General features: G+C 65.1%; 22 protein-coding genes and 1 pseudogene. 17 read left to right on the forward strand and 6 right to left on the reverse strand.

Annotated elements, in window-relative coordinates; all coding sequences use genetic code 11:
- The 7 genes from U5798_RS29155 (at window position 1) to U5798_RS29185 (ending at window position 4,586) form a co-directional block, all read left to right on the forward strand.
- Window positions 1-1,536, forward strand: a complete 1,536-nt coding sequence (locus tag U5798_RS29155) for a hypothetical protein (protein ID WP_322083976.1) — start codon at window positions 1-3, stop codon at window positions 1,534-1,536.
- 62 nt (window positions 1,537-1,598) lie between these two features.
- Complete coding sequence (locus U5798_RS29160) at window positions 1,599-1,985, forward strand: hypothetical protein (RefSeq protein ID WP_322083977.1); 387 nt, start codon at window positions 1,599-1,601, stop codon at window positions 1,983-1,985.
- A gap of 2 nt (window positions 1,986-1,987) precedes the next feature.
- Window positions 1,988-2,554: a lysozyme gene (locus tag U5798_RS29165; protein WP_322084012.1), complete on the forward strand. Its 567-nt coding sequence runs from the start codon at window positions 1,988-1,990 to the stop codon at window positions 2,552-2,554.
- A 77-nt stretch (window positions 2,555-2,631) separates the two neighbouring features.
- On the forward strand, window positions 2,632-3,264 hold the full coding sequence (locus U5798_RS29170) for a hypothetical protein (protein WP_322083978.1): 633 nt from the start codon (window positions 2,632-2,634) through the stop codon (window positions 3,262-3,264).
- Window positions 3,265-3,267: 3 nt separating this feature from the next.
- Window positions 3,268-3,462: a hypothetical protein gene (locus tag U5798_RS29175; protein ID WP_122945271.1), complete on the forward strand. Its 195-nt coding sequence runs from the start codon at window positions 3,268-3,270 to the stop codon at window positions 3,460-3,462.
- 42 nt (window positions 3,463-3,504) lie between these two features.
- The gene (locus U5798_RS29180; protein ID WP_322083979.1) at window positions 3,505-3,969 is read left to right on the forward strand and encodes a hypothetical protein; all 465 of its coding nucleotides are present in this window, start codon (window positions 3,505-3,507) and stop codon (window positions 3,967-3,969) included.
- On the forward strand, window positions 3,966-4,586 hold the full coding sequence (locus tag U5798_RS29185; RefSeq protein WP_322083980.1) for an alpha/beta fold hydrolase: 621 nt from the start codon (window positions 3,966-3,968) through the stop codon (window positions 4,584-4,586). The genes U5798_RS29180 and U5798_RS29185 overlap by 4 nt, the downstream gene beginning before the upstream one ends.
- On the opposite strand, the gene U5798_RS29190 is transcribed toward U5798_RS29185, so the two are convergent.
- Complete coding sequence (locus U5798_RS29190; RefSeq protein WP_322083981.1) at window positions 4,542-4,868, reverse strand: hypothetical protein; 327 nt, start codon at window positions 4,866-4,868, stop codon at window positions 4,542-4,544. The genes U5798_RS29185 and U5798_RS29190 overlap by 45 nt on opposite strands.
- A gap of 307 nt (window positions 4,869-5,175) precedes the next feature.
- Between U5798_RS29190 and bamC the strand changes: the two genes are divergently transcribed.
- Window positions 5,176-6,384, forward strand: coding sequence for an outer membrane protein assembly factor BamC (gene bamC, locus U5798_RS29195; RefSeq protein WP_124454809.1), 1,209 nt, complete (start codon window positions 5,176-5,178; stop codon window positions 6,382-6,384).
- Between the two features lie 537 nt (window positions 6,385-6,921).
- Window positions 6,922-7,212 carry a putative quinol monooxygenase gene (locus U5798_RS29200; protein WP_124454811.1) on the forward strand — a complete coding sequence of 97 codons (291 nt, stop codon included), beginning with the start codon at window positions 6,922-6,924 and terminating at the stop codon, window positions 7,210-7,212.
- A 41-nt stretch (window positions 7,213-7,253) separates the two neighbouring features.
- On the opposite strand, the gene U5798_RS29205 is transcribed toward U5798_RS29200, so the two are convergent.
- The 3 genes from U5798_RS29205 to U5798_RS29215 all read right to left on the reverse strand — a co-directional run bounded on the left by U5798_RS29205 (window position 7,254) and on the right by U5798_RS29215 (window position 8,864).
- Window positions 7,254-7,511, reverse strand: a complete 258-nt coding sequence (locus U5798_RS29205; protein ID WP_011884572.1) for a hypothetical protein — start codon at window positions 7,509-7,511, stop codon at window positions 7,254-7,256.
- A 136-nt stretch (window positions 7,512-7,647) separates the two neighbouring features.
- Window positions 7,648-7,926, reverse strand: a complete 279-nt coding sequence (locus U5798_RS29210) for a hypothetical protein (RefSeq protein WP_124454813.1) — start codon at window positions 7,924-7,926, stop codon at window positions 7,648-7,650.
- 221 nt (window positions 7,927-8,147) lie between these two features.
- Window positions 8,148-8,864, reverse strand: coding sequence for a YdcF family protein (locus U5798_RS29215; protein WP_124455036.1), 717 nt, complete (start codon window positions 8,862-8,864; stop codon window positions 8,148-8,150).
- 157 nt (window positions 8,865-9,021) lie between these two features.
- Between U5798_RS29215 and U5798_RS29220 the strand changes: the two genes are divergently transcribed.
- Window positions 9,022-9,339, forward strand: coding sequence for a hypothetical protein (locus U5798_RS29220; RefSeq protein WP_006495354.1), 318 nt, complete (start codon window positions 9,022-9,024; stop codon window positions 9,337-9,339).
- Window positions 9,340-9,534: 195 nt separating this feature from the next.
- Here the strand turns inward: U5798_RS29220 and U5798_RS29225 are convergent, their stop codons facing one another.
- Window positions 9,535-9,786, reverse strand: coding sequence for a hypothetical protein (locus U5798_RS29225; RefSeq protein ID WP_124454815.1), 252 nt, complete (start codon window positions 9,784-9,786; stop codon window positions 9,535-9,537).
- 202 nt (window positions 9,787-9,988) lie between these two features.
- A pseudogene (locus U5798_RS29230) lies at window positions 9,989-10,384 on the reverse strand (transposase); the annotation flags it as partial.
- Window positions 10,385-10,815: 431 nt separating this feature from the next.
- Between U5798_RS29230 and U5798_RS29235 the strand changes: the two are divergent.
- The 7 genes from U5798_RS29235 (at window position 10,816) to infB (ending at window position 21,501) form a co-directional block, all read left to right on the forward strand.
- Window positions 10,816-11,718: a LysR family transcriptional regulator gene (locus U5798_RS29235; protein ID WP_124454817.1), complete on the forward strand. Its 903-nt coding sequence runs from the start codon at window positions 10,816-10,818 to the stop codon at window positions 11,716-11,718.
- 75 nt (window positions 11,719-11,793) lie between these two features.
- Complete coding sequence (locus tag U5798_RS29240) at window positions 11,794-12,996, forward strand: pyridoxal phosphate-dependent aminotransferase (RefSeq protein WP_322083982.1); 1,203 nt, start codon at window positions 11,794-11,796, stop codon at window positions 12,994-12,996.
- A 272-nt stretch (window positions 12,997-13,268) separates the two neighbouring features.
- On the forward strand, window positions 13,269-14,294 hold the full coding sequence (gene scpB / locus U5798_RS29245; RefSeq protein ID WP_322083983.1) for an SMC-Scp complex subunit ScpB: 1,026 nt from the start codon (window positions 13,269-13,271) through the stop codon (window positions 14,292-14,294).
- Between the two features lie 60 nt (window positions 14,295-14,354).
- Window positions 14,355-16,097 carry a 23S rRNA pseudouridine(2605) synthase RluB gene (gene rluB / locus U5798_RS29250; RefSeq protein ID WP_322083984.1) on the forward strand — a complete coding sequence of 581 codons (1,743 nt, stop codon included), beginning with the start codon at window positions 14,355-14,357 and terminating at the stop codon, window positions 16,095-16,097.
- Window positions 16,098-16,557: 460 nt separating this feature from the next.
- A complete protein-coding gene (gene rimP / locus U5798_RS29255) occupies window positions 16,558-17,016 on the forward strand; it encodes a ribosome maturation factor RimP (RefSeq protein WP_011351796.1) in 459 nt (152 codons plus the stop codon).
- Window positions 17,016-18,491, forward strand: coding sequence for a transcription termination factor NusA (gene nusA, locus U5798_RS29260; RefSeq protein ID WP_048020756.1), 1,476 nt, complete (start codon window positions 17,016-17,018; stop codon window positions 18,489-18,491). The genes rimP and nusA overlap by 1 nt, the downstream gene beginning before the upstream one ends.
- A 91-nt stretch (window positions 18,492-18,582) precedes the next feature.
- Window positions 18,583-21,501, forward strand: a complete 2,919-nt coding sequence (gene infB, locus U5798_RS29265; RefSeq protein ID WP_124454825.1) for a translation initiation factor IF-2 — start codon at window positions 18,583-18,585, stop codon at window positions 21,499-21,501.
- The last annotated feature ends 8 nt before the right edge of the window (window positions 21,502-21,509 follow it).

Raw genomic sequence — 21,509 nt, forward strand, 5'->3', positions numbered from 1 at the left:
ATGAAAATTCGCCTTTCCCGACTCATCGGATGCGCACTGATGTGCATGGCATCGGCCGCGAATGTGGCCATCGCTCAGTTCGTTCCCGGTCAGATATTGAGCGCGCAGCAGCTCAACAATGCGTTCTCCAGCGTTTTGCCGATTTCCGGGGGCACGCTCGCTGGATCGCTGACGGTTCCGTCACTGATCGCGGGAAGCGCGAGCATTTCCGGCGGCACGATCAGCGGTCTGTCGTCTCCGCTGCCCATCGCATCAGGTGGCACCGGCACGGCGACCGCCACCGGGACCGGAGCCGTCGTGCTCTCGAATTCGCCGGCGATCGCGAATGGTCTGAGCGTCTCGAACGGCAGCGACGTCATCACGGTGAACAACAACGCGAACAACGTGCTCGTGTTGGGAGGCACTGGCAGCAGCACCGCGAAGTCCATCGCGGTGACGTCGCTCGGTGGTCTCATCGCCTCATCCACTACCAATGTGGGAGACGGCGTCGCGCTCAAATCGGACTACTACAATACGGCGGTATTCCAGGGGCTCAATTCGAGTGGCACAGCAGGCTACGACACGAACCTGACGCTGTATCGGCCAGCCAGCACGAACAACGCGTTTCTCGGCGTGACGATGTCAGCGAACCCGACCGCAGAACAGCATCTGTGGATGGGTACCGACTACACGAACAACCGCTACGTCTTCACGCAGACGGTGACCGGAACCGGCGCGTATCTTCCGACCACGTTTCGTAACGGACAGGCCGATGCGTTCGTAATCGGGACCGGCACGACCCCGCCTACCACGTTCTACGGTGGCGGTGTGGTGCTCGCTGGCACCGAAGGCAACCAGGTCACCTGGGCGCTGGGCGGACAGATCTGGTCGATCAACATGGCGCCCGGGGGCAATCTGTACGTGCACGATGGCACGAACAACAAGTTCCCTCTGGCCGTCGTTCCGAATTCGACGGCGGCGCTCAAGATCAATGCGACCTCCTCGACGTTCACGGGCGGCCTCGATTCGACCGCGATCGGGCCCAATACGCCGAGCACAGGCGCATTCACGACGCTGTCTGCATCGAGCACCGTAAGTGGTGCGGGATTCACGACCTACCTCGCGTCTCCTCCTGCGATCGGCGGCACGGCCGCGAATACCGGCGCCTTCACGAACCTGTCGTCATCCGGCACGGTGAGCGGCACCGGCTTCTCGACCTACCTCGCTTCGCCGCCGGCCATTGGCGCGACGACGGCGAACACCGGGCGGTTCACGACGCTCTCATCGACCGGTACCGGCGCAATGCCGCTCTACAGCACAACCGGTACCGGCGTGAATGCGCCGCACATGGTTCAAGGAAACGTAGCGCTGTCGTCGGGCTCGGCGACGGTCACGCTTAGCGGATCGGCGGTGTTCACTTCGTCGTCGAGTTATACCTGCATGGCCAATGACACGACCGCGGCGAATGCCGTGAAAGTCGGGCAGACGTCTGGCACCTCCATTACCTTTACAGGTACCGGCACCGACTCCGTGCAGTTCTTGTGCGCGGGCAACTGATTCAGTTCGAAAAAGACCATGCATAGCCGCCTTCGGGCGGCTTTTTCATTTCCGGGGGATGAATGACTGACAACGCATCGGCGCCGGCGCGCGTCGAGGAACGACTGCGCGCGGGTGATCGCCGCTTCTCGAAGCTGGAACAGCGAATCGACGCGAGCGACGCGGCAGTGAAGGCACACCTTCAACGTCAGGACGAAAAGATCGACGCCATCATCGCGGGCCAGGCGACGATCCAGGCAAACACGCAATCGATGGTCGACACGTGGGAAGGTGGCGCGCGCGTGGTGCGTGCGTTGTGCCGCCTCGCCGATGCGTGGCGCTTTCTTCTCCGACACGTGGCCGGCCCGACGATCGCGTTCGGCACGGTCGGCGTGATCGTCTTCCGTTACCTGCGACACGAACCCATCCCCGAGTGGGCGACCGCAGTCGTGAAACTGCTTCTGGGATAACCATGACACCTCAAATCCTCTCCGCTGCACTGCAGATTCCGCTCGCGCGCGCGACGCCTTGGGCCGACCCGCTGTCGGCCGTGATGGCGTTGTATGCGATCGACTCGCCCGCTCGTCAGGCGGCATTTCTCGCGCAGTGCGGGCACGAATCCGGCCGATTCCAATGGCTTCGCGAGATCTGGGGGCCGACGCCGGCGCAACGCGCGTACGAACCGCCGGCGACCAAGGCTAAGGAACTCGGTAATACGAAACCTGGTGACGGATTCCTGTTCCGCGCTGGCGGTTTGATCGGCGTCACCGGCCGCTACAACTTCCGCGTGATGGGCCAGAAGATCGGCGTAGACCTCGAGGGCAACCCGGACCAGATTTCGCAGCCGAGCATCGCGGCCGAAGTGTCTGCGCAATTCTGGGCCGACAACGCCCTGAGCGCGTTCGCCGATGCCGGCGACTTCCTGTCGATCAGTCGGGCGATCAACCTCGGCAATCCGCGCTCGGCGGCCACGCCGAACGGCATGCCAGACCGCCTGGCGCTCTGGGATTCCTGCAAAAAGGCGCTCGGCGTGGCCTGACTCGCCAGTTTTCGATTTTTCGAAATTTCGCAATCCCGCCCGGCCGCGTGCCGGGCGTTTTCATTTCTGGACCAGACATGACCCGATGCAGCCATGACGTCGCGCTCGAGCAGCGCTGCGAGAAGTGCACGGCCGAGGGCCTCGCAGGCCTGCCGAAGATCGCCGGCGAGCATGCCGTGCGCGTGACCGACGTCGAGATCGAGTACTACCCGGATCACCCGCCGCGCACCGAGTCGGCGACGTTCCGGCACACGAAGAAGGAAGGGCATGCGGCCGGCCTGCGCTGCGCGATCAGCGGCCAGCCGGCGCCCGAGTATCACCACCTGTTCTGCGAGTGGGCTGATTCGGATGCGATCGACTGGGCGGTCGTGCGCGGCGTCGCGCTGGGCGAGGTGAAGGAGCTGCCGGTGCTCGACCCGGCGACCGATCAGCCGACGAAGGAGCTGTATCCGGTCAAGGAATCGTTCCTCTGGCTCGTTTGCAAGCTCGTCGAGCTGCGTGGCTTCGACTGGCACGCGTTCGATCCGGCGAAGCCCGAAACCTTCGTCGACGCGATGACGAACATGCTGCCGCTCTCGGCGAAGTTCCACCGATCGCCGACGCACGGCATTCATCACCGGTCGTTCCCGACCTTCGTATTCCAGGCGTTCCCGCGCAAGGCCGGGTTCGTCTTCACCCCGGACGAGCTCGTCCAAGACCAGAAGGAGTAAGCCATGCCGAAATCCATTCTGCAAACCGGCGCTGTCACGTTCACCGCGTCGTCGTTCGTCCCGCTCATCGATTGGGCTGCATCGGCGATGGGCGTGAAAATTCCGCTCGATGCTCAGTTGCAACTCGCTGCAGGGCTGATCACGCTCGGCCATGCCGTCGTCAATCGCTTCTTCCCGCAAGCCACCGCGCAGCAGTAACCGCCAGCCGCACATCGCGGCACCACTCCCGAAGGAAGCCCCATGAAAAAGCTCATGCCGCTCGCGGCAGGCATTGTCGCGTCCGTCCTCATCGTCGCGGCCGGCTGCACCACGGCCCAGCAACAGAAACTCGCCGACGTCGCGGCGACTGCCAAGGTGCAGGTCGCGCGAGCCTGCGCAGTCGTGCAGCCGACGCTGCTCGACCTGAGCGCGTCTCTCCCGGGCGAAGCGAACCTGAAGCAGCTCGCTGCGGACAACGGCCAGATCTGCGCGGCCGCCCAGGTGCTCGACGTGGCCAGTGCTCAATCACTCGTGAACACGCTGATCCCGCAGGCGATCGGCCTGGTCGGCATGCTGCCGATCGATCCGGCAGCACAGGCGTCGATCCGGCTCGCGCTCGGCGCCGCGTCGATCGCGTTGTCGGATTGGCTGGTGGTCTACGGCACTCCGGAGGCGACTGCGCCGGCCGCCGCGTCGACGCCGCTCGCGGGCTCGCCGCTTCAATGACGCCGCGCGACTACGCGCTGCTCGCGCAGGAGGCGTATTCCGCAAAGCCGGACATCGGTAAGGCGGATAGCGCCTCGCGCGCGATCGTGCGGCAGACGGCCGGCGGCCTGGTCGTCGCCTTTCCGGGCACCGACAACCTCGACTGCGTCGCCGCAGATCTCGACGCGCATCCGATCGATGTGATCGGCATCGGCCAGGTGCATCACGGGTTCTGGAAGGCGTGGGGCGCGATCGCCGTCGACGTGCTCGCCGCGATCGACGGCCGGCCGGTGACGCTCGTCGGGCATTCGCTCGGCGCCGCGATCGCGATCATGGCTGCGGCGGCGATGGTGGTCGGCGGCAGGGCGCCGGCAGCCGTCTACGGCTTCGAGCCGCCGCGCGTGAGCACGAATGGGAGTGTGGCCGCACTGCTCGCGAAGGTGCCGCTCAGCCTGTACAAGAACGGAAACGACATCGTGCCGGATCTGCCGCCCGGCTGGCAGCATGCCGGTGCGATCCAAGCGATCGGCCGGCCGGCGCTCCCGTTCGCGAACGTGACAGACCATGCGATCGCGCGAGTGGTCGAGGCGCTTTCAGTCTTCAGCGTGCCTGGCTTCGTCCTGCAAAATCAGGCGTAGCTTATAGAGGGCCACGAGGTGGCCGCCGACGTCCTCGGACCAGACTTTCTGGACCGTTTGACGCAGGTCCTCGGCGTCCCTGAACTGATGCCGACACCTCGCGATCTCGAGGATCAGGCGCCGCACCTCGTGACCGTCCGGGTAGCGGCGCCACATTTCGCGCAGCTCACGATTGGTCGGCGACTGGAAGGACGGCAGGGGCTGGCGAAGCATGTGGATGCGAAACAACACTGTATTGATATACAGTGTATCGCGATCGGGGGCGCTGGGAAATTCTTCCAATTAGAGTCAGTTCAACCGAGCTTAGCCTTGTCGTTACGTGCTCACAAAATCATCAATATATTGGAAGGATGCCCCGTGAAAGCCAGTCCAGTAAAGGCATTCGGCCCGATTTTCAAGCTGCATGGGGTGCAGGTGGTCGGAGGTTCAAATCCTCTCGCCCCGACCAGACAAAGAACCCGCGTCAGTTCAGGCTGACGCGGGTTTTTTCTTGCCGGTCGCTTTTTTGCACATCGCGGCGCGGCCCCGGTAAAATGCAAGGTTGATCCACGGAAAGCGCCGTGATTTAGCGGAAGAGGATTCCCCGAACATGACTGATCTTCGTCTTACCATGCGGTTCGCTGCAGTGCTCGCCACCGGCGCGCTCGTCGCCGGTTGCGGTACGTCGTCGCCCACGAAAGTGGACTACAAGAGCGATTCGAAATCGAAGGAAGCGTCGCTCGCAGTGCCGCCCAACATGCTCGACGAGACGGCCGATCAGCGTTCGCTGCCGCCGCAGGGCGGCGCGACTTCCCTGTCTGCGCTTCAGCAGGTCCAGCAGGCAGCGCCTGCGCTGGACACTGTCGCACCGCCCGTGGCCGGCATGCATATCCAGCGCGACGGCACCGAGAGCTGGCTCGTGATCGACGGCAAGCAGCCGGCCGACATCTGGCCGCAGGTTCGCCGGTTCTGGCAGGAGCAGGGCTTCCTGCTCGTGGTCGACCAGCGCGACAAGGGCGTGATGGAAACCGACTGGAACGAAACCCATCCGCAGATCAACGACGGCCTGATCCGCAGCGTGATCTCGAAGGCGATGGGCAACTCGTACGTGACGGCCGAGCGCAACAAGTACCGCACGCGCCTCGATTCGGCGCCGAACGGCGGCACCTACGTGTTCATCAGCCAGAAGGGCATGCGCGAGGCGATCACGGGCGCGAACAACGATTCGAGCAAGTGGGAACCGAAGCCGAACGATCCGGCGCTCGAAACCGAATACCTGAAGCGGCTGATGGCCGTGCTCGCGCAGAATGCGCAGCGCGCAAAGAACGGCGAGCCGCCGATCGCGAACATCAAGGACAACACGGTACCGACGGAGAAGAAGGCCGACGCCGATGCATCGTCGAAGGCTGCCGCGGCGATCGCCGCGCAGAACGTCTCGCGCACGTCGGCGCAGGGCAACGACGCGGCCGACGCGGCCGTGCCGTCCGAAGTCACGCTCGGCGAGCCGTACGACCGCTCGTGGCTGCACGTCGGCCTCGCGCTCGATCGCGCGAACTTCACGGTGGACGATCGCGATCGCACGAAGGGCCTGTATTTCGTGCGCTATGTCGATCCGAAGGATCTGACCTCGGCCGAGCAGGGCTTCTGGAGCCAGCTGTTCCACGGCAAGAAGGAAAAGCAGGCGAAGCAGTACCGCGTCAACGTGAAGGCGCTCACGGCCGACCAGACGCGCGTTGCGATCGTCGACGATGCGGGTGCGATCGACACGTCGTCGCCGGCACGCCAGATCATGGGGCTGCTCGTGAACCAGCTTCGCTGATCGCGGTCCTTCCCTGCGTCACTGAAAAGCCCGCCTTTCGGCGGGCTTTTTTCTTGGCCGTCCACTCCTGCATGCAGGTGTGCGAGCGGGTCGGTCCCTCCTCGTGACGTTACGTAACATCCGTGCGTTACGGCGGCAGAACACGTGTCACATTGTCGCCAACGTCAAAAAATCTCCTTTTAAATCAATGGAATGACTGGTGTGTGAGGGCTGGCATGCAACCTGCTTTATATATTGGAATTGTTGAAACAGGGAGGACGACGTCAGATGCCGGGCGGGCGCCGCGAGCGCCGGATCATCGGTATCGGCGTCTTCGAATGCCGGCGCGACATGTGCCGGCGCAACCGATGACGATCCGCGCCAGCGTGCGGATCTCGATGGCCCCGTCGCCTATCCTCGTAGGGCGACGGTTTCGCCCGCGCTTCTCTGAAGCGCGGGCTATTTTTTTGGGGCCGTCGGGTCGTGTCGCATCGGCGTGGCCGATGCGCGACGTGTGATTCGCGTATTCTCGGACTTTTATCGATGAAGGAGTCGGGAATGGCGGAAATTGCAGTCGTGGCGCTGATCGTGGCGAAGCCCGGTGCCGAGGAAAAGCTGCGCACCGCGCTCGAAGGGATCGTCGAGCCGACCCGCAACGAAGCCGGTGCGTTGCAGTACGACCTGCACCGGGATCTGAAGGAGCCCCTGCGATTCGTATTCGTCGAGCGTTGGGAGAGCGAGGCGGCACTGGCTGCCCATGCGCGTTCCGCGCACATTCTCGCTTATCGCGAGACGGCCGCGGACTGGATCGAAAGTACCGAAATCCGCGTGCTGTCGAAGCTCGTCTGAGCCGGGCAGGGCGACCGGACGTATCCGGTCGCAGCGGCGCGTCAGTGCGACGCGCTGGGGACGTCGAGGATCAGGATGATCGTCCAGTCGGCGTCGCCGTCATGGTGATACTGGCGCTCGGCCACGATGAACGGCTGCTGCTTGCCTTGCGGGCCGAGGAACAGTACGTCGCCCTCCATCGGCAGGCACTCGATCGGCGGCAGCGCGAGGAACGCGTCGGCCGAGCCGCGTGGCATCAGTTGCTTGATCTGGCGAGTGGCGGCTTCGGTCCACTCGATGTCGAGTTGAATGTTGCTCATGCTGTCCTCCGCACCGGGGTGCGCACGGGTGGAAAATTTCGGTGCGCGACTTTAGCACAGCGCGCAGGCGCCGCAACCAAAAAAGCCGAACCCGGTTGCCCGGATTCGGCTTTTTACTTGTGCGGTGCCGCCGAACTTACTGGCTGGCAGCGTCTGCGGCCTTGGCCGCCTTCTTGCCGGCCTTCTTCGCTGCTGCCTTGTGATGAGCAGCCTTCTTGCCGTGATGATGCTCTTCCTGCACCGCCGGCTGAGCGGCTTCGGCCGCTTGCTGCTGCTGCAGCGCTTGTGCGCGCTGCTCGATCTCGGAAATCTTGGCCGGATCGGTGATGGTCTGGATCTGCGTGCTCTCTTGCGCATACGCTGCGCCAGTCAGCGCCGACATCGCTACCAGGATAGCCAGGGACGTCTTCTTCATTGCTTTACCTCCGCTAAGTGGTGATGAACCCGAGTGTTGCCGTTTTGTCTGGCGACTGCAATCGAGTGCGTGTCGAGTGTAACAAAAGTGACGGATCAATGTGCACCGGATCGAGGCGCGATGCAAGGCCCCGTTGAAGTCGCGCAACACTTCGCGTACTTCGTCATGCGCCTGCCATCCTGCGCGAAATCGCGATTTCCTCGCCCGTTTCCGGGCAATTCTCAAAACCAGCCGAGCCACCGGTACACGTGGAATTGCGCGATGCCGACCAGCTCGTGCAGTGCCTGCTCGGCGTTGGCCAGATTGCGCCAGCGCGGGAGCCAGCCTGTTTGCGCAAGCCGGCGGTTCGCATAAACGGGCTGTGGATCGATGCCGAAACGGCGGAAATCGAGCAACGCGCGGCGCATCTGGTACGACGAGGTGACGAGAATGCGTGCGTCGTCATACTGTGAGCGTAGTATAGATGCAGTGAATTTCGCATTTTCGTAGGTCGTGCGGCTGTCCGGTTCGAGCACGAGGTCGGCAGGCGCAACGCCTTCGGCGAGAAGTTGGCGCCCGTATACGACTGCTTCGGTTTCGCCGTGATGCTGCGGGTCGCCGCCCGACATCACCACGGTGCAGCGTTCGGCCTGCTGTCGGCACACGCGATAGAGCGCTGCAGCCTTGTGAATGCGTGCGGCGCCGTCGGGTGGCGGGCGCAGCCCGGTATCGGTGCGACGCGTGCCGGCGCCGATGACAATCAGCGTGGTTCGTCCGTGCATGTCCGGGTGCTCGACCGGCATAACGCCGGCCTCGGTCCAGGCGATCAGCGGCGCGGCGAGCCAGCCCGTCGCGAGCAGCCAGAACAGCGCGGCGGCGGCGATCGAGATGATTCTCCGCCGCTTGCGGCAGAGCATGAAACAGATGAAGAGAAGTACAAATGAATCGAACAGAATCAATTTGATTGGGGTATGGTGTCTTTTTATGGACGGCTGACGATCCGGCCCTGACGCGACGCCGAACGTCGGCCTCCAGAATCGGTGGCGGTATCGGCGGGCGGAGACCCCGCCCGACGCGCCGCTTCGCATTGTCGCTGCACTTTAAGAAAGAATCGAGATGGCCACGTATTCCAACGAAGCGGTGCTCGACGCATTGAGACGAGTGCAGTACCGCCAGGTACCGTGGGCACGCCGCCCGGGCGTGTTCGAGTATCTCCGTTCGCTCGGGCTGATGGACACGGTCAGGCAGAAGACCGTTGCCCCCGCGCCGGGCTTCCACGCCCCGGTCGACATCGCCGTGCTGACCGACAGCGGTCGAGCCGAATTCTCGCGCCTCGAGCGTGACGAGAAATTACTTTCCTGGACCGATCGCCGCATGGACGACTACGCGTTGAGCGAAGCGAGCGCCGTCGCGATTCTCGAAAGCCGTCTGTAGCGGCGAATCATCCCGGCTCGTGCGTCGCCGCGCGACTCGGTCATGCCAAAAAAAAGCCCGTATCACGAGGATACGGGCGTACCGGATACTTTTGCTGTTGCCACGCTGTGCTCATGGCAACGATGTGACTCGTCGCTTGCGGCGCAGTTCCCGAAAGCGGGCATTTTCTTTGGCGAATTCCTGAAATCGGCAGGACTACGGATGACGCGGCACGTCGGACGGCTGCGAGCTGATGCGCGCCCGCGCGTTGCTGGCAATGTCGCCGCGCAGGTCGCCGCGCGGCACGGTCTGCCGGCCGGACGCGTTGGCGGACGGCGGCTGGCGAAGGGTGTTGCGGTGATCCTGCTGACGGTGGGGCGGCTTCGTGCGATCGTCGGCATGAGCTGGAGCCGTCAGCGCCAGGGAAATGACAATGCCGCATGCGACGAGCAGTGACATTGGTTTCATGGCGGGGCTCCCTTCAAGCCGTCGATGCGGCCTGTTGATATTTCGCTAAGGTAAGCGCGGGAGTGCAGGCTAGCTGTAAATATTGGTAAATAGATGTATCGCGGCACGACAACGGTAATCGACGGCAATGCGGGCGCCGCGAAAAAGTCGCGTCGCAGAAAAGAAACCGGGCGGCCGAAGCCGCCCGATCGAGCATGCGTTACGCCATCTTGACGGGGGCGCGCCAGGATTCCGGGTTGGTCCAGAAGGCGCCGCGCAGCCGGTCGCGGCTCGGCGGTGCGGGCGGCTTCGCGGCGCTTGCGCCGATGCGCCCGCGCAGCGAGATCTGCCGGCCGCTCGTACCGAGTCGCTTCACGATTTCGGCGAGCGTACCGTCCGCCTGCCATTCGTCAAAACGACGGCGGCAGGTCGGCGGCGACGGGTAGCGGCCCGGCAGCTTCGACCAGCCTTCACCCGTCGATAGCACCCACAGCACGGCGTTGACCACCGAGCGGGCTTCCACGCGGGGACGGCCGCGCCGTTCACTCCGTGCGGGTTCCGAGCAAAACAGACCCTCGACCAGCGCCCACTCGTTATCTCTCAAATCGTCGAACAGCATCATGTCCTCACCTCAGCGAAGCTAACTCCGGTGCGCTGCCCTGCGCCGCGCACTCTTCAAGCACTCGATCGTCGAGTGCCGGGTGGGGGCGTCCGGTTGGCCGGCAGCGGTGTTTCTGCTCTTCCGTCCGACGAAACCTACGCCCTGTGCGCTAGGTGATGCACGAAGCGTGCCATGTCGGAGGTAAATCCCTCGAGAGCCGCTTGGCAGCGAGCTAACGGCTAAGTCAGCTAGGGGCGTATAAGACGCCAAAATAACCCGGCAGCAAATCGGGACAATCACCAATCTTGTGCAGTTCGCCCGCACCACGTGCGTTCGCGAATGTATTGCACCGCAGCGAAACATTCGCGGCAGGTGCCGGATTCGCACCTCGAGGCCGGATTCGCGCATTAAAATCGCGCATCGATATCGATGATTGATGAGGTCAGGAGATGAACGTCACGCTGCGCCAGCTTCGCGTATTCATCGAGGTCGCGCGGCTCAGGAGCTTCAGTCGCGCGGGCGACGAGATCGGGCTCACGCAGTCCGCGGTCAGCCGCTGCGTGCGCGAGCTCGAGGCCGAGCTCGGGCTGAAGCTGATCGACCGCACGACGCGCGACGTGCAGCTGACCGATGTTGGTGCGAACCTGATCGCGAGTGTGTCGCGCCTGATCGACGATCTCGACGACACGCTGCGCGAGATCCGCGAGATCGGCGAGCAGCGCCGCGGGCGCGTGATCGTCGCGGCGAGCCCGACGATCGCCTGCCGGCTGATGCCGCGTGTGGTTGCGTCGTGCGAGCGCCAGTTCCCGTTCGTGACGCTGGGCTTGCGCGACGACGTGCAGAGCGACGTCTTGCGCAAGGTGAAGTCGAGCGAAGTCGACTTCGGTGTCGTGATCGGGCCACTGACGGTCGCCGATCTCGTGTGCGAGCCGTTGATGACCGATTCGTTCTGTCTCGTCGCGCGTGCCGACCATCCGCTCGCGGCACGGGCCGAGGTGCCGTGGACGGCGCTGGACGGCGAGCGCCTCGTGCTGCTCGACCACGCGTCGGGCAGCCGGCCGCTGATCGATGCCGCGCTGGCCGCCCATCACGTCAATGCGACTGTCATGCAGGAGCTCGGGCATTCGGCGACGGTGTTCGGGCTGGTCGAGGCGGGCGTCGGGGTGAGCGTGCAGCCGTGGCTGTCGTTGCCGCTCCCGGCCGGCTCGACGCTGGTCGCGCGGCCGCTCACGCCGCGCACCGAACGGACGGTCGAGCTGGTGCGCCGCCGCGACCGGTCGTTGTCACCTGCCGCGCAGGCGATCTGGGAGCTCGTGCGCCAGATGCCGGCGCGGGCGGAAGACCTCGACTGACGCGTGCCGACTTGCGCCGGCCGCGCTTGAGGGCCGGTACACTACGCGGATCGTGTTCGTCGACGGTGGTCCTCGATGGTGCAATCCGATGATTTTCTTCCCGGGACCGGCGAGCCGGCGGCGCGCGCGGCGGTGCAGGCGCTGCGTCCGTCGCTGATCCGGGAAGTGGCGAATGCCGGCTTCGGCGTGCCGGACATGCTGCCGTTCTGGTTCGGCGAATCCGATCGCGTGACGCCGGATTTCATCCGTGACGCCGCGGCGGCCGCACTGCGCGACGGTGCGACCTTTTATACGCACAACCTCGGCACCGCGCCGCTGCGCGCGGCGATCGCGGCCTACGTCGGCGCGCGCCACGGCGCGACGGCGGCCGACACGGTGGCCGTGACGAGTTCCGGCGTGAGTGCGTTGATGCTGGCCGCGCAGATGCTGGTCGGTCCGGGGGACCGCGTCGTCGCGGTCACGCCGCTGTGGCCGAATCTCGTCGAGATTCCGAAAATCCTCGGGGCGCAGGTCGAATGCGTGCCACTCGACTATGGCGACGCGGGCTGGCGGCTCGATGTCGGGCGGCTGCTCGGCGCGCTGACGCCCGGGACGCGGATGCTGCTGATCAATTCGCCGAACAATCCGACCGGCTGGACGATGTCGCGCGACGACCAGCGGGCCGTGCTTGCCTATTGTCGCCGTCACGGCATCTGGCTGGTCGCCGATGAAGTGTACGAACGGCTCGCGTTCGATGCGGACGGCGCGCCGTCGTTTCTCGACATCGCTGCGCGCGACGAGCGGGTCGTCGTCGTGAATTCGTTTTCGAAGGCGTGGGCGATGACGGGCTGGCGACTCGGATGGCTCGTCGCGCCGGCATCGGTGACGAGCGACCTGTCGAAGCTCGTCGAATACAACACGTCGTGCGCGCCGGGCTTCGTGCAGGCCGCGGGCGAAGTTGCGTTGCGCGACGGCGAGCCGTTCGTGCGGTCGTTCGTCGCGTCATTGCGCGACGCGCGCGATCACCTGGTTGCCGCGCTGCGGACGTTGCCCGACGTCGAAGTGCCGCCTCCGCCGGGCGCGATGTACCTGTTCCTGCGCCTGCCGGGCGCGGCCGACAGTCTCGCGTTCTGCAAGACGCTGGTTCGCGAGGCAGGTGTCGGCCTAGCGCCGGGGCGCGCGTTCGGCCCGGAGGGCGAGGGCTTCGTACGGTGGTGCTACGCGTGCGATCCGGCTCGACTGGATGCGGGCGTCGAGCGGCTGCGCCGGTTCCTCGCGCGCGGTTCGGCCGCCCGCTGAAGCAGGGCCGGAGCGCACACGCCGGGCTGGCGGCGGCCCGCTCGGCTCATCTTTACGCACCGGGCAATTTTGCGTAATATGGCGTTCAGTCACGCGGTTCCGTCGTTGAGCCGTGCTGTTCCGTCCGGTTTGGGCCTGGCCTGAAGTTGGTTCGCCGCCCCCGGTTCGTGCTCCCATCAATATGACCGATCAGAATCGGGCGAGCGCGTCTTCCGTTCCTTTCGTCTGTTTGTTGATCCGGTTCGTTTGACCACAGGGTCTGGCCTAGCTGCATGAATACCCAAGAGGCGAAGATCGTCCTCGAGACTGCTTTGATCTGCGCGCAGGAACCGCTGAAGCTCGGCGATTTGCGCAAGCTCTTTGCCGACGGCGTGTCGGCTGACACGGTCCGCACGTTGCTCGAAGATCTGAAACAGGATTGGTCCGGCCGCGGCGTCGAACTGGTGGCGCTCGCGACCGGATGGCGCTTCCAGAGCAAGCCGGCGATGCGCCATTATCTGGATCGCCTGCATCCCGAGAAACCGCCGAAGTATTCGCGCGCGGTGCTCGAGACGCTCGCGATCATCGCGTACCGGCAACCCGTCACGCGCGGCGACATCGAAGAGATTCGCGGCGTCACGGTCAACACGCAGGTGGTCAAGCAACTCGAGGATCGCGGCTGGATCGAGGTGATCGGCCATCGTGACGTGCCGGGGCGCCCGGCGCTGTATGCGACGACCAAGCAGTTTCTCGACGATCTCGGCCTGAAGGCGCTCGACGACCTGCCTGCGCTCGAAGAGCCGGCCGCGAACATCGAGGCCGCGCTGCTCGCGCAACAGGCCATGGATTTCGACGGTGACGTGCCGGTTGCCGGCGACGCAGCGGGCGATCTGCCGCAGGCGCTGGCGGACGACGCATCGGTTGGCCAGCCGGGCGATGCCGCGGCAGACGTCGCGTCGACGCAGGAAATTCCGAGCCGCGATACGCTCGAGGCTGATCGCGGGCACGCGGAACCAACGGAACAGGTTGGCGCCGAAGCAGTGCCGACCGATGTGCAGTCCGAGCCGCTGCGCGCGGATTGGAGCGAGGAAGATCGCAAGCCGGCCGCCGAAGCGGCTGCCGGAGACGGAGCGGAAGCGGCCGGCGTCATGCCTGGCGAGGCTGACCAGGCCAACGCGTCCCGTTCCCGTCCTGCGGACGACGAGATGCTGGACGACACGTCCGACAGTCTCGCGGATGCCGTACGAAGCGCCAGCGCGCCCATCGGCGCCGACGCGTTGCCGGACGACGAAGCAGAACCCGAACAGCGTCGCGCCTGATCGCGGCCAACATCTTGCCGCGCCCGCGCCGGGCGCGAGACCTGACATTTTGAGGTTGTTTTGACAGATATCCACGATATTGAATCGTCCGCGCCTGCCGTGCAGGCAGCACGCGCCGACGATGCGCCGGAGCAGGACGCTTCGGCCGGTGGCGACGAGCGTCCCCGCCGCGGTTTGCGGCGCGGCCCGCGCAGCCTGATCGCGCGGCGCCGCGCGGCAGCCAAGTCGAAGGGCGAAGGCGAGCAGCCGGGCGGCGAAGGCGCGGATGCGCAGTCGGCCGAGGCTGCCGAAGCGCAGCCGGCGCGTGCGCCGCGCAACAAGGAAGGTGCGGCCAAGGGCGGCCGCAAGCCGGCCGGCAAGCGCGAAGGTGCGGCCAAGTCTGGCCAGGGCCGGCGCGGTGCGCCGAAGGCCGAAGGCGGCCCGGCGAAGGCGGAAGGCGATGCGTCCCAGGACGAGCTGTTCGCGTACGTGACGTCGCCGGCATTCGACGCGGACAATTCCGCGGGCGGCAGCGGCGTGCGTGCGCCGATGCTGCGCCGCGGCCGCAACCAGCCGGCGAACAAGCGCGTGCTGTCGCCGGACGACGACGCGCCGAAGCTGCACAAGGTGCTGGCGGAGGCGGGCATGGGCTCGCGCCGCGAAATGGAAGAATTGATCGTCGCCGGTCGCGTGTCGGTGAACGGCGAGCCTGCACACATCGGCCAGCGCATCATGCCGACCGATCAGGTGCGGATCAACGGCAAGCCGGTCAAGCGCAAGCTGCCGAACAAGCCGCCGCGCGTGCTGCTGTACCACAAGCCGACGGGCGAGATCGTCAGCCACGCGGATCCGGAAGGCCGTCCGTCGGTGTTCGATCGCCTGCCGCCGATGAAGACGGCGAAATGGCTTGCGGTCGGCCGCCTCGACTTCAATACCGAAGGTCTGCTGATGCTGACGACTTCGGGCGATCTCGCGAACCGCTTCATGCACCCGCGCTACAGCGTCGAGCGCGAGTATGCGGTGCGTGTCGTCGGCGAGCTGGCTGAAGGGATGCGGCAGAAGCTGCTGCACGGCGTCGAGCTCGACGACGGCCCGGCGAATTTCCTGCGCATCCGCGATGGCGGCGGCGAAGGGACGAACCACTGGTACCACGTCGCGCTGGCCGAAGGCCGCAACCGCGAAGTGCGCCGGATGTTCGAGGCGGTCGGCCTGATGGTGAGCCGCCTGATCCGCACGCGTCACGGCCCGATCCCGCTGCCGCGCGGCCTGAAGCGCGGCCGCTGGGAAGAACTCGACGACGCGCAGGTGCGCAAGCTGATGGCGACCGTCGGCCTGAAGGCGCCGACCGAGGAGAAGGGCAAGCGCGGCGGTACCGGCGCTGCCGAGCGCCGTCAGCCCGATCCGATGGAAACGTCGATGGGTTTCATCAGTCGTGAGCCGGTGCTGACGACGCACGGGCAACTCGACCAGCCGCGTCGCGGTGGCGGCCGGCGCGGCGCGCCTGGCCTGCCGGGTCTGAGCGGCTACGGCAGCCTGCCGGTTTCGCCGTCGGGCTACGGTAACCGTGCCGGCGGCGGTCGCGATGGCAACCGCGGTGGCATGGGCGGTCGCGACGGCAACCGTGCGGGCGGCGGCCGCGATGTCGACGGCAATCGCGCGTCGTACGGTGCAGGCCCCAAGCGCGAAGGCGCGGGCGGCAAGCGCGGCGGCAGCAAGGGCGGCGGCAATCGCAATCCGAACGGCAATCGCGCTGAAGGCGCCGGCAACGGCGGCGGTCCGCGCGGCGGCCAGCGTCCGCAGCGCAGCCGCACGCGCAGCCGCTGAACATATATCGGCGCACGGCGGCGCAAAGCCGCCGGCGTGCCGGCCCGATCGGCATCCCGCCGGTTTTGCCGGCACGACGCAATGCGCCGATCGCTTTCGACTATATATATGTCGCGTGCCGCTGCATTGCAGTCGGCATGACCGATCTCCGGCCCGGCAGGATGGCGTGCCGGCTGATCGGATAACCCGATTTCGCATTTTTGGGTCGGTAAAGGCGGGCGACGCGCTGCTTTTACCGGCTGGCTTGGCGTTTGCGCCAAAAATCGCTATAATCGCGGAGTCGCTGGGCGTACGGATTCAATGTGCGGCTCAGGTGCGACCACCAGTAAGAAGATGGGCGTTCCGCCCATTTTTTTTTGCTGAAACGGTTAGGCATCTCGGGTAGCGCTTCCTGCGCCGGCTAAGGCGCGCGCCCGCGGGTGAATCGCGAGCGGCGGGCGCGAACACCTGAGAGGACACAGTGCAACTGACGGAACTGATAGAAACCACGGTCACCGGGCTCGGCTACGAGCTGGTGGATCTCGAGCGCACCGGGCGCGGCATGCTTTGCATCTATATCGATCAGCCTGCCGGCATCTCGCTCGAAGATTGCGAAAAGGTCACGCGTCAGCTCCAGCACGTCTTGACGGTCGAAAACATCGATTACGAACGGCTCGAAGTCTCGTCCCCGGGGCTCGACCGCCCGTTGAAGAAGCTGGCCGACTTCGAGCGCTTCGCTGGCAGCGAAGTCTCCGTGACCTTGAAAAAGCCGCTGGACGGGCGCAAGACGTACCGGGGCATTCTGCACGCGCCGAATGGCGAAACGATCGGTTTGGAATTTGAGGGGAAGAAGGGCGAGGCAGCCATGCTGGATTTCACGCTGGCCGATATCGACAAAGCCCGCCTGATTCCGCAAGTTGACTTTAGGAGCCGCAAATAATGAGTCGCGAAGTGTTGATGCTGGTGGATGCGCTGGCGCGCGAGAAAAACGTCGACAAGGATGTGGTGCTGGGCGCCCTCGAGGCTGCGCTCGCTTCCGCTTCCAAGAAGCTGTTCGACGAAGGCGCCGAAATCCGCGTCCATATCGATCGCGAAAGCGGCGAGCACGAAACCTTCCGTCGCTGGCTCGTCGTGCCCGACGAGGCAGGCTTGCAGGAGCCGGATCGCGAGATCCTGCTGTTCGAAGCGCGTGAGCAGAAGCCCGACGTCGAAGTCGGCGAATATGTCGAGGAACCCGTTCCGTCGATCGAGTTCGGCCGCATCGGCGCGCAGGCCGCGAAGCAGGTGATCCTGCAGAAGGTGCGCGACGCGGAGCGCGAGCAGATCCTGAACGACTACCTCGAGCGTGGCGAAAAGATCATGACCGGTACGGTGAAGCGCCTCGACAAGGGCAACTTCATCGTCGAATCGGGCCGTGTCGAGGCGCTGCTGCGCCGCGATCAGCTGATCCCGAAGGAAAACCTGCGCGTGGGCGACCGTGTGCGTGCGTACATCGCGAAGGTCGACCGCACCGCGCGCGGCCCGCAGATCGAGCTGTCGCGTACGGCGCCCGAGTTCCTGATGAAGCTGTTCGAGATGGAAGTGCCGGAAATCGAGCAGGGCCTGCTCGAGATCAAGGCGGCTGCCCGTGATCCGGGCGTGCGCGCGAAGATCGGCGTGATCGCCTACGACAAGCGGATCGATCCGATCGGCACCTGCGTCGGCATCCGCGGTTCGCGCGTGCAGGCCGTGCGCAACGAGCTCGGTGGCGAAAACATCGACATCGTGCTATGGTCGGAGGATCCCGCCCAGTTCGTGATCGGCGCGCTCGCGCCGGCAGCTGTCCAGTCGATCGTCGTCGATGAAGAAAAGCATTCGATGGACGTCGTCGTCGACGAGAACGAGCTGGCTGTCGCGATCGGCCGCAGTGGTCAGAACGTTCGCCTCGCCGGTGAACTGACCGGCTGGCAAATCAACATCATGACGCCGGACGAATCCGCCCTGAAGCAGGGTGAAGAGCGCGACCGGCTGCGTGCACTGTTCATGGCGCGTCTCGACGTCGACGAAGAAGTTGCCGACATCCTGATCGACGAAGGCTTCACGAGCCTCGAAGAGATCGCCTATGTGCCGCTCAACGAAATGCTCGAAATCGAAGCGTTCGACGAGGACACCGTGCACGAACTGCGCAACCGCGCACGCGACGCGCTGCTGACGATGGCTATCGCGAACGAAGAAAAGGTCGAGAACGCCGCGCTGGATCTCAAGAGCCTCGACGGCATCACGCCGGAGCTGCTCGCGAAGCTGGCCGAACACGGTGTGCAGACGCGGGACGATCTCGCCGAGCTTGCAGTGGATGAACTGGTCGACCTGACCGGAATGGAAGAGGATGCCGCTAAGGCGTTGATCATGAAAGCACGTGAACATTGGTTCCAGTGAGAAATGACCATGGCGCACTGATTTGATGGCGGCCGTATGGCCTGACCCGATGCTAACCGCAAGGAATCGGTCCTTGCACTAAGAGGAATGAATGGCGAGTAACAACGTAGCCCAATTTGCCGCGGAACTGAAAATGCCTGCTGGTGTGCTGCTCGAACAGCTGCAGGCAGCGGGCGTCCAGAAAGCGAGTGAAGACGATGCGCTGTCCGAAACGGACAAGGCGCGTCTGCTCGATCATTTGCGCAAGTCGCACGGCGCAACCGACGGCGACAAGCGCAAGATCACGCTGACCCGCAAGCATACGTCGGAGATCAAGCAATCTGACGCGACGGGCAAGGCTCGCACCATTCAGGTCGAGGTCCGCAAGAAGCGCACGTTCGTCAAACGCGACGACGTGAGCGAGGGTGCGGAACAGGGTCAGGCGCAGGTCGCCGAAGCGGACGACGATGCCGAACTGAAGCGTCGCGAGGAAGAAGCGCGCCGCGAGGCCGAGCTGCTCGAGAAGCAGGCGCAGGAACTGCGCGAGCGCCAGGAGCGCCTGGAGCGCGAAGAAGCCGAACGCCGCGCCCGCGAGGAAGCGGCTGAAGCCGAGCGCCGTCGCGCCGAGGAAGAAGCGGCGACGAAGCGTGCCGCGGCCGAAGCTGCCGCAGCACAGCAGCAGGCGGCAGCGCAGCAGGCCGCCGCGGCCGAGCAGGAAACGGCAAGCGCACAGTCCGCGCAGGACGAAGCCCGTGCGGCCGCCGAACGTGCGGCCCAGCGCGAAGCGGCGAAGAAGGCCGAGGACGCAGCCCGCGAGGCGGCGGACAAGGCGCGCGCCGAGCAGGAAGAGATCAGCAAGCGTCGCGCGGCGGCAGAAGCCGAAGCACGCGCGATCCGCGAAATGATGAACACGCCGCGCAAGGCCGTGGTCAAGGCAGTCGAGCCGCCGAAGCCGGTCGAGCCGCCGAAGCCGGCCGAAGCGAAGGGTACGCTGCACAAGCCGGCGAAGCCGGAAGGCGCGCAGGCGCGTCCGGCCGTGAAGAAGCCGGCCGGTGCTGCCACCCCGGCAACAACGCAGGCGCCGGCAGGCGCGGGCGACCGCAACAAGAAGCCGGGCGCAGGCAAGGGCGGCTGGCAGGACGACGCGTCGAAGCGCCGCGGCATCAAGACGCGCGGCGATTCGAGCGGCGGTGTCGACCGCGGCTGGCGCGGCGGCCCGAAGGGTCGCGGCCGTCACCAGGACAGCTCGACGTTCCAGGCGCCGACCGAACCGATCGTCCGTGAAGTGCACGTGCCGGAAACCGTGTCGGTTGCCGATCTCGCGCACAAGATGTCGATCAAGGCCTCCGAAGTCATCAAGGTGATGATGAAGATGGGCCAGATGGTCACGATCAACCAGGTGCTGGACCAGGAAACGGCGATGATCATCGTCGAGGAACTGGGCCACCGCGCGGTTGCCGCGAAGCTGGACGATCCGGAAGCGCTGCTCGTCGAAGGCGAAACGGGTACCGATGCGGAGCAACTGCCGCGTCCGCCGGTCGTCACGGTCATGGGTCACGTCGACCACGGCAAGACCTCGCTGCTCGACCACATCCGCCGCGCGAAGGTTGCCGCTGGCGAAGCGGGCGGCATTACGCAGCACATCGGCGCTTATCACGTCGACACGCCGCGTGGCGTCATCACGTTCCTCGATACGCCGGGTCACGAAGCGTTCACGGCAATGCGTGCACGCGGCGCGAAGGCGACCGACATCGTGGTGCTGGTGGTGGCAGCCGACGACGGCGTGATGCCGCAGACGAAGGAAGCCATCGCCCATGCGAAGGCGGGTGGTGTGCCGATCGTCGTGGCGATCAACAAGATCGACAAGCCGGACGCAAACCCCGATCGCGTCAAGCAGGAGCTGGTCGCGGAAGGCGTCGTGCCGGAAGAGTACGGTGGCGATTCGCCGTTCGTGCCGGTGTCGGCCAAGACGGGCGCGGGTATCGACGATCTGCTCGAGAACGTGCTGCTGCAGGCCGAAGTGCTGGAACTGAAGGCACCGGTCGAAGCGCCGGCCAAGGGCATCGTGATCGAAGCGAAGCTCGACAAGGGTAAAGGCCCGGTCGCGACGATCCTCGTGCAGTCCGGTACGCTGAACCGCGGTGACATCGTGCTGGCCGGTACCGCTTACGGCCGTGTTCGGGCGATGCTCGACGAGAACGGCAAGCCGGCGAAGGAAGCCGGCCCGTCGATCCCGGTCGAAATCCAGGGTCTGTCGGAAGTGCCGGGCGCCGGTGAAGAAGTGATCGTGCTGCCGGACGAGCGCAAGGCGCGTGAAATCGCCTTGTTCCGCCAGGGCAAGTTCCGCGACGTGAAGCTGGCGAAGCAGCAGGCCGCGAAGCTGGAAAGCATGCTCGAACAGATGGGCGAAGGCGAAGTGCAGAACCTGCCGCTCATCATCAAGGCAGACGTGCAGGGTTCGCAGGAAGCACTCGTGCAGTCGCTGCTCAAGCTGTCGACCGACGAAGTGCGCGTACAGATCGTGCACAGCGCGGTGGGCGGCATCAGCGAAAACGACGTCAACCTCGCGACGGCATCGAAGGCGGTCATCATCGGCTTCAACACGCGTGCGGATGCACAGGCACGCAAGCTGGCCGAGGCGAACGGCATCGACATCCGTTACTACAACATCATCTATGACGCAGTGGATGAGGTGAAGGCGGCAATGTCGGGCATGCTGGCGCCGGAGAAGCGCGAAGTCATCACCGGCATGGTCGAGGTGCGCCAGGTCTTCAAGGTGCCGAAGATCGGTGCGGTCGCCGGCTGTATGGTGACGGACGGTATCGTCAAGCGCTCGTCGTCGGTGCGCGTGCTGCGCAACAACGTCGTGATCTTCACGGGCGAACTCGAATCGCTGAAGCGTTTCAAGGACGACGTGAAGGAAGTGAAGCAAGGCTTCGAGTGCGGTATGTCGGTGAAGAACTTCAACGACATCGTCGAAGGCGACCAGTTCGAAGTCTTCGAAGTGACCGAAGTCGCGCGTACGCTGTAATCGTCGCG

The sequence above is a fragment of the Burkholderia sp. BCC1972 genome, from assembly GCF_905339605.1.
In the GTDB taxonomy this organism is placed as follows: Bacteria; Pseudomonadota; Gammaproteobacteria; order Burkholderiales; family Burkholderiaceae; genus Burkholderia.

Bases quoted from the DNA above. Each gene is read 5' to 3' on its own strand.
- bamC (WP_124454809.1), top strand. From the start codon at position 5,176: ATGACTGATCTTCGTCTTACCATGCGGTTCGCTGCAGTGCTCGCCACC.
- U5798_RS29180 (WP_322083979.1), top strand. From the start codon at position 3,505: ATGAAAAAGCTCATGCCGCTCGCGGCAGGCATTGTCGCGTCCGTCCTC.
- U5798_RS29155 (WP_322083976.1), top strand. From the start codon at position 1: ATGAAAATTCGCCTTTCCCGACTCATCGGATGCGCACTGATGTGCATG.
- U5798_RS29210 (WP_124454813.1), bottom strand. From the start codon at position 7,926: ATGAAGAAGACGTCCCTGGCTATCCTGGTAGCGATGTCGGCGCTGACT.
- U5798_RS29225 (WP_124454815.1), bottom strand. From the start codon at position 9,786: ATGAAACCAATGTCACTGCTCGTCGCATGCGGCATTGTCATTTCCCTG.
- U5798_RS29235 (WP_124454817.1), top strand. From the start codon at position 10,816: ATGAACGTCACGCTGCGCCAGCTTCGCGTATTCATCGAGGTCGCGCGG.
- U5798_RS29205 (WP_011884572.1), bottom strand. From the start codon at position 7,511: ATGAGCAACATTCAACTCGACATCGAGTGGACCGAAGCCGCCACTCGC.
- U5798_RS29240 (WP_322083982.1), top strand. From the start codon at position 11,794: ATGGTGCAATCCGATGATTTTCTTCCCGGGACCGGCGAGCCGGCGGCG.
- U5798_RS29175 (WP_122945271.1), top strand. From the start codon at position 3,268: ATGCCGAAATCCATTCTGCAAACCGGCGCTGTCACGTTCACCGCGTCG.
- U5798_RS29220 (WP_006495354.1), top strand. From the start codon at position 9,022: ATGGCCACGTATTCCAACGAAGCGGTGCTCGACGCATTGAGACGAGTG.
- U5798_RS29165 (WP_322084012.1), top strand. From the start codon at position 1,988: ATGACACCTCAAATCCTCTCCGCTGCACTGCAGATTCCGCTCGCGCGC.
- U5798_RS29185 (WP_322083980.1), top strand. From the start codon at position 3,966: ATGACGCCGCGCGACTACGCGCTGCTCGCGCAGGAGGCGTATTCCGCA.
- U5798_RS29170 (WP_322083978.1), top strand. From the start codon at position 2,632: ATGACCCGATGCAGCCATGACGTCGCGCTCGAGCAGCGCTGCGAGAAG.
- U5798_RS29200 (WP_124454811.1), top strand. From the start codon at position 6,922: ATGGCGGAAATTGCAGTCGTGGCGCTGATCGTGGCGAAGCCCGGTGCC.
- nusA (WP_048020756.1), top strand. From the start codon at position 17,016: ATGAGTCGCGAAGTGTTGATGCTGGTGGATGCGCTGGCGCGCGAGAAA.
- scpB (WP_322083983.1), top strand. From the start codon at position 13,269: ATGAATACCCAAGAGGCGAAGATCGTCCTCGAGACTGCTTTGATCTGC.
- U5798_RS29160 (WP_322083977.1), top strand. From the start codon at position 1,599: ATGACTGACAACGCATCGGCGCCGGCGCGCGTCGAGGAACGACTGCGC.
- infB (WP_124454825.1), top strand. From the start codon at position 18,583: ATGGCGAGTAACAACGTAGCCCAATTTGCCGCGGAACTGAAAATGCCT.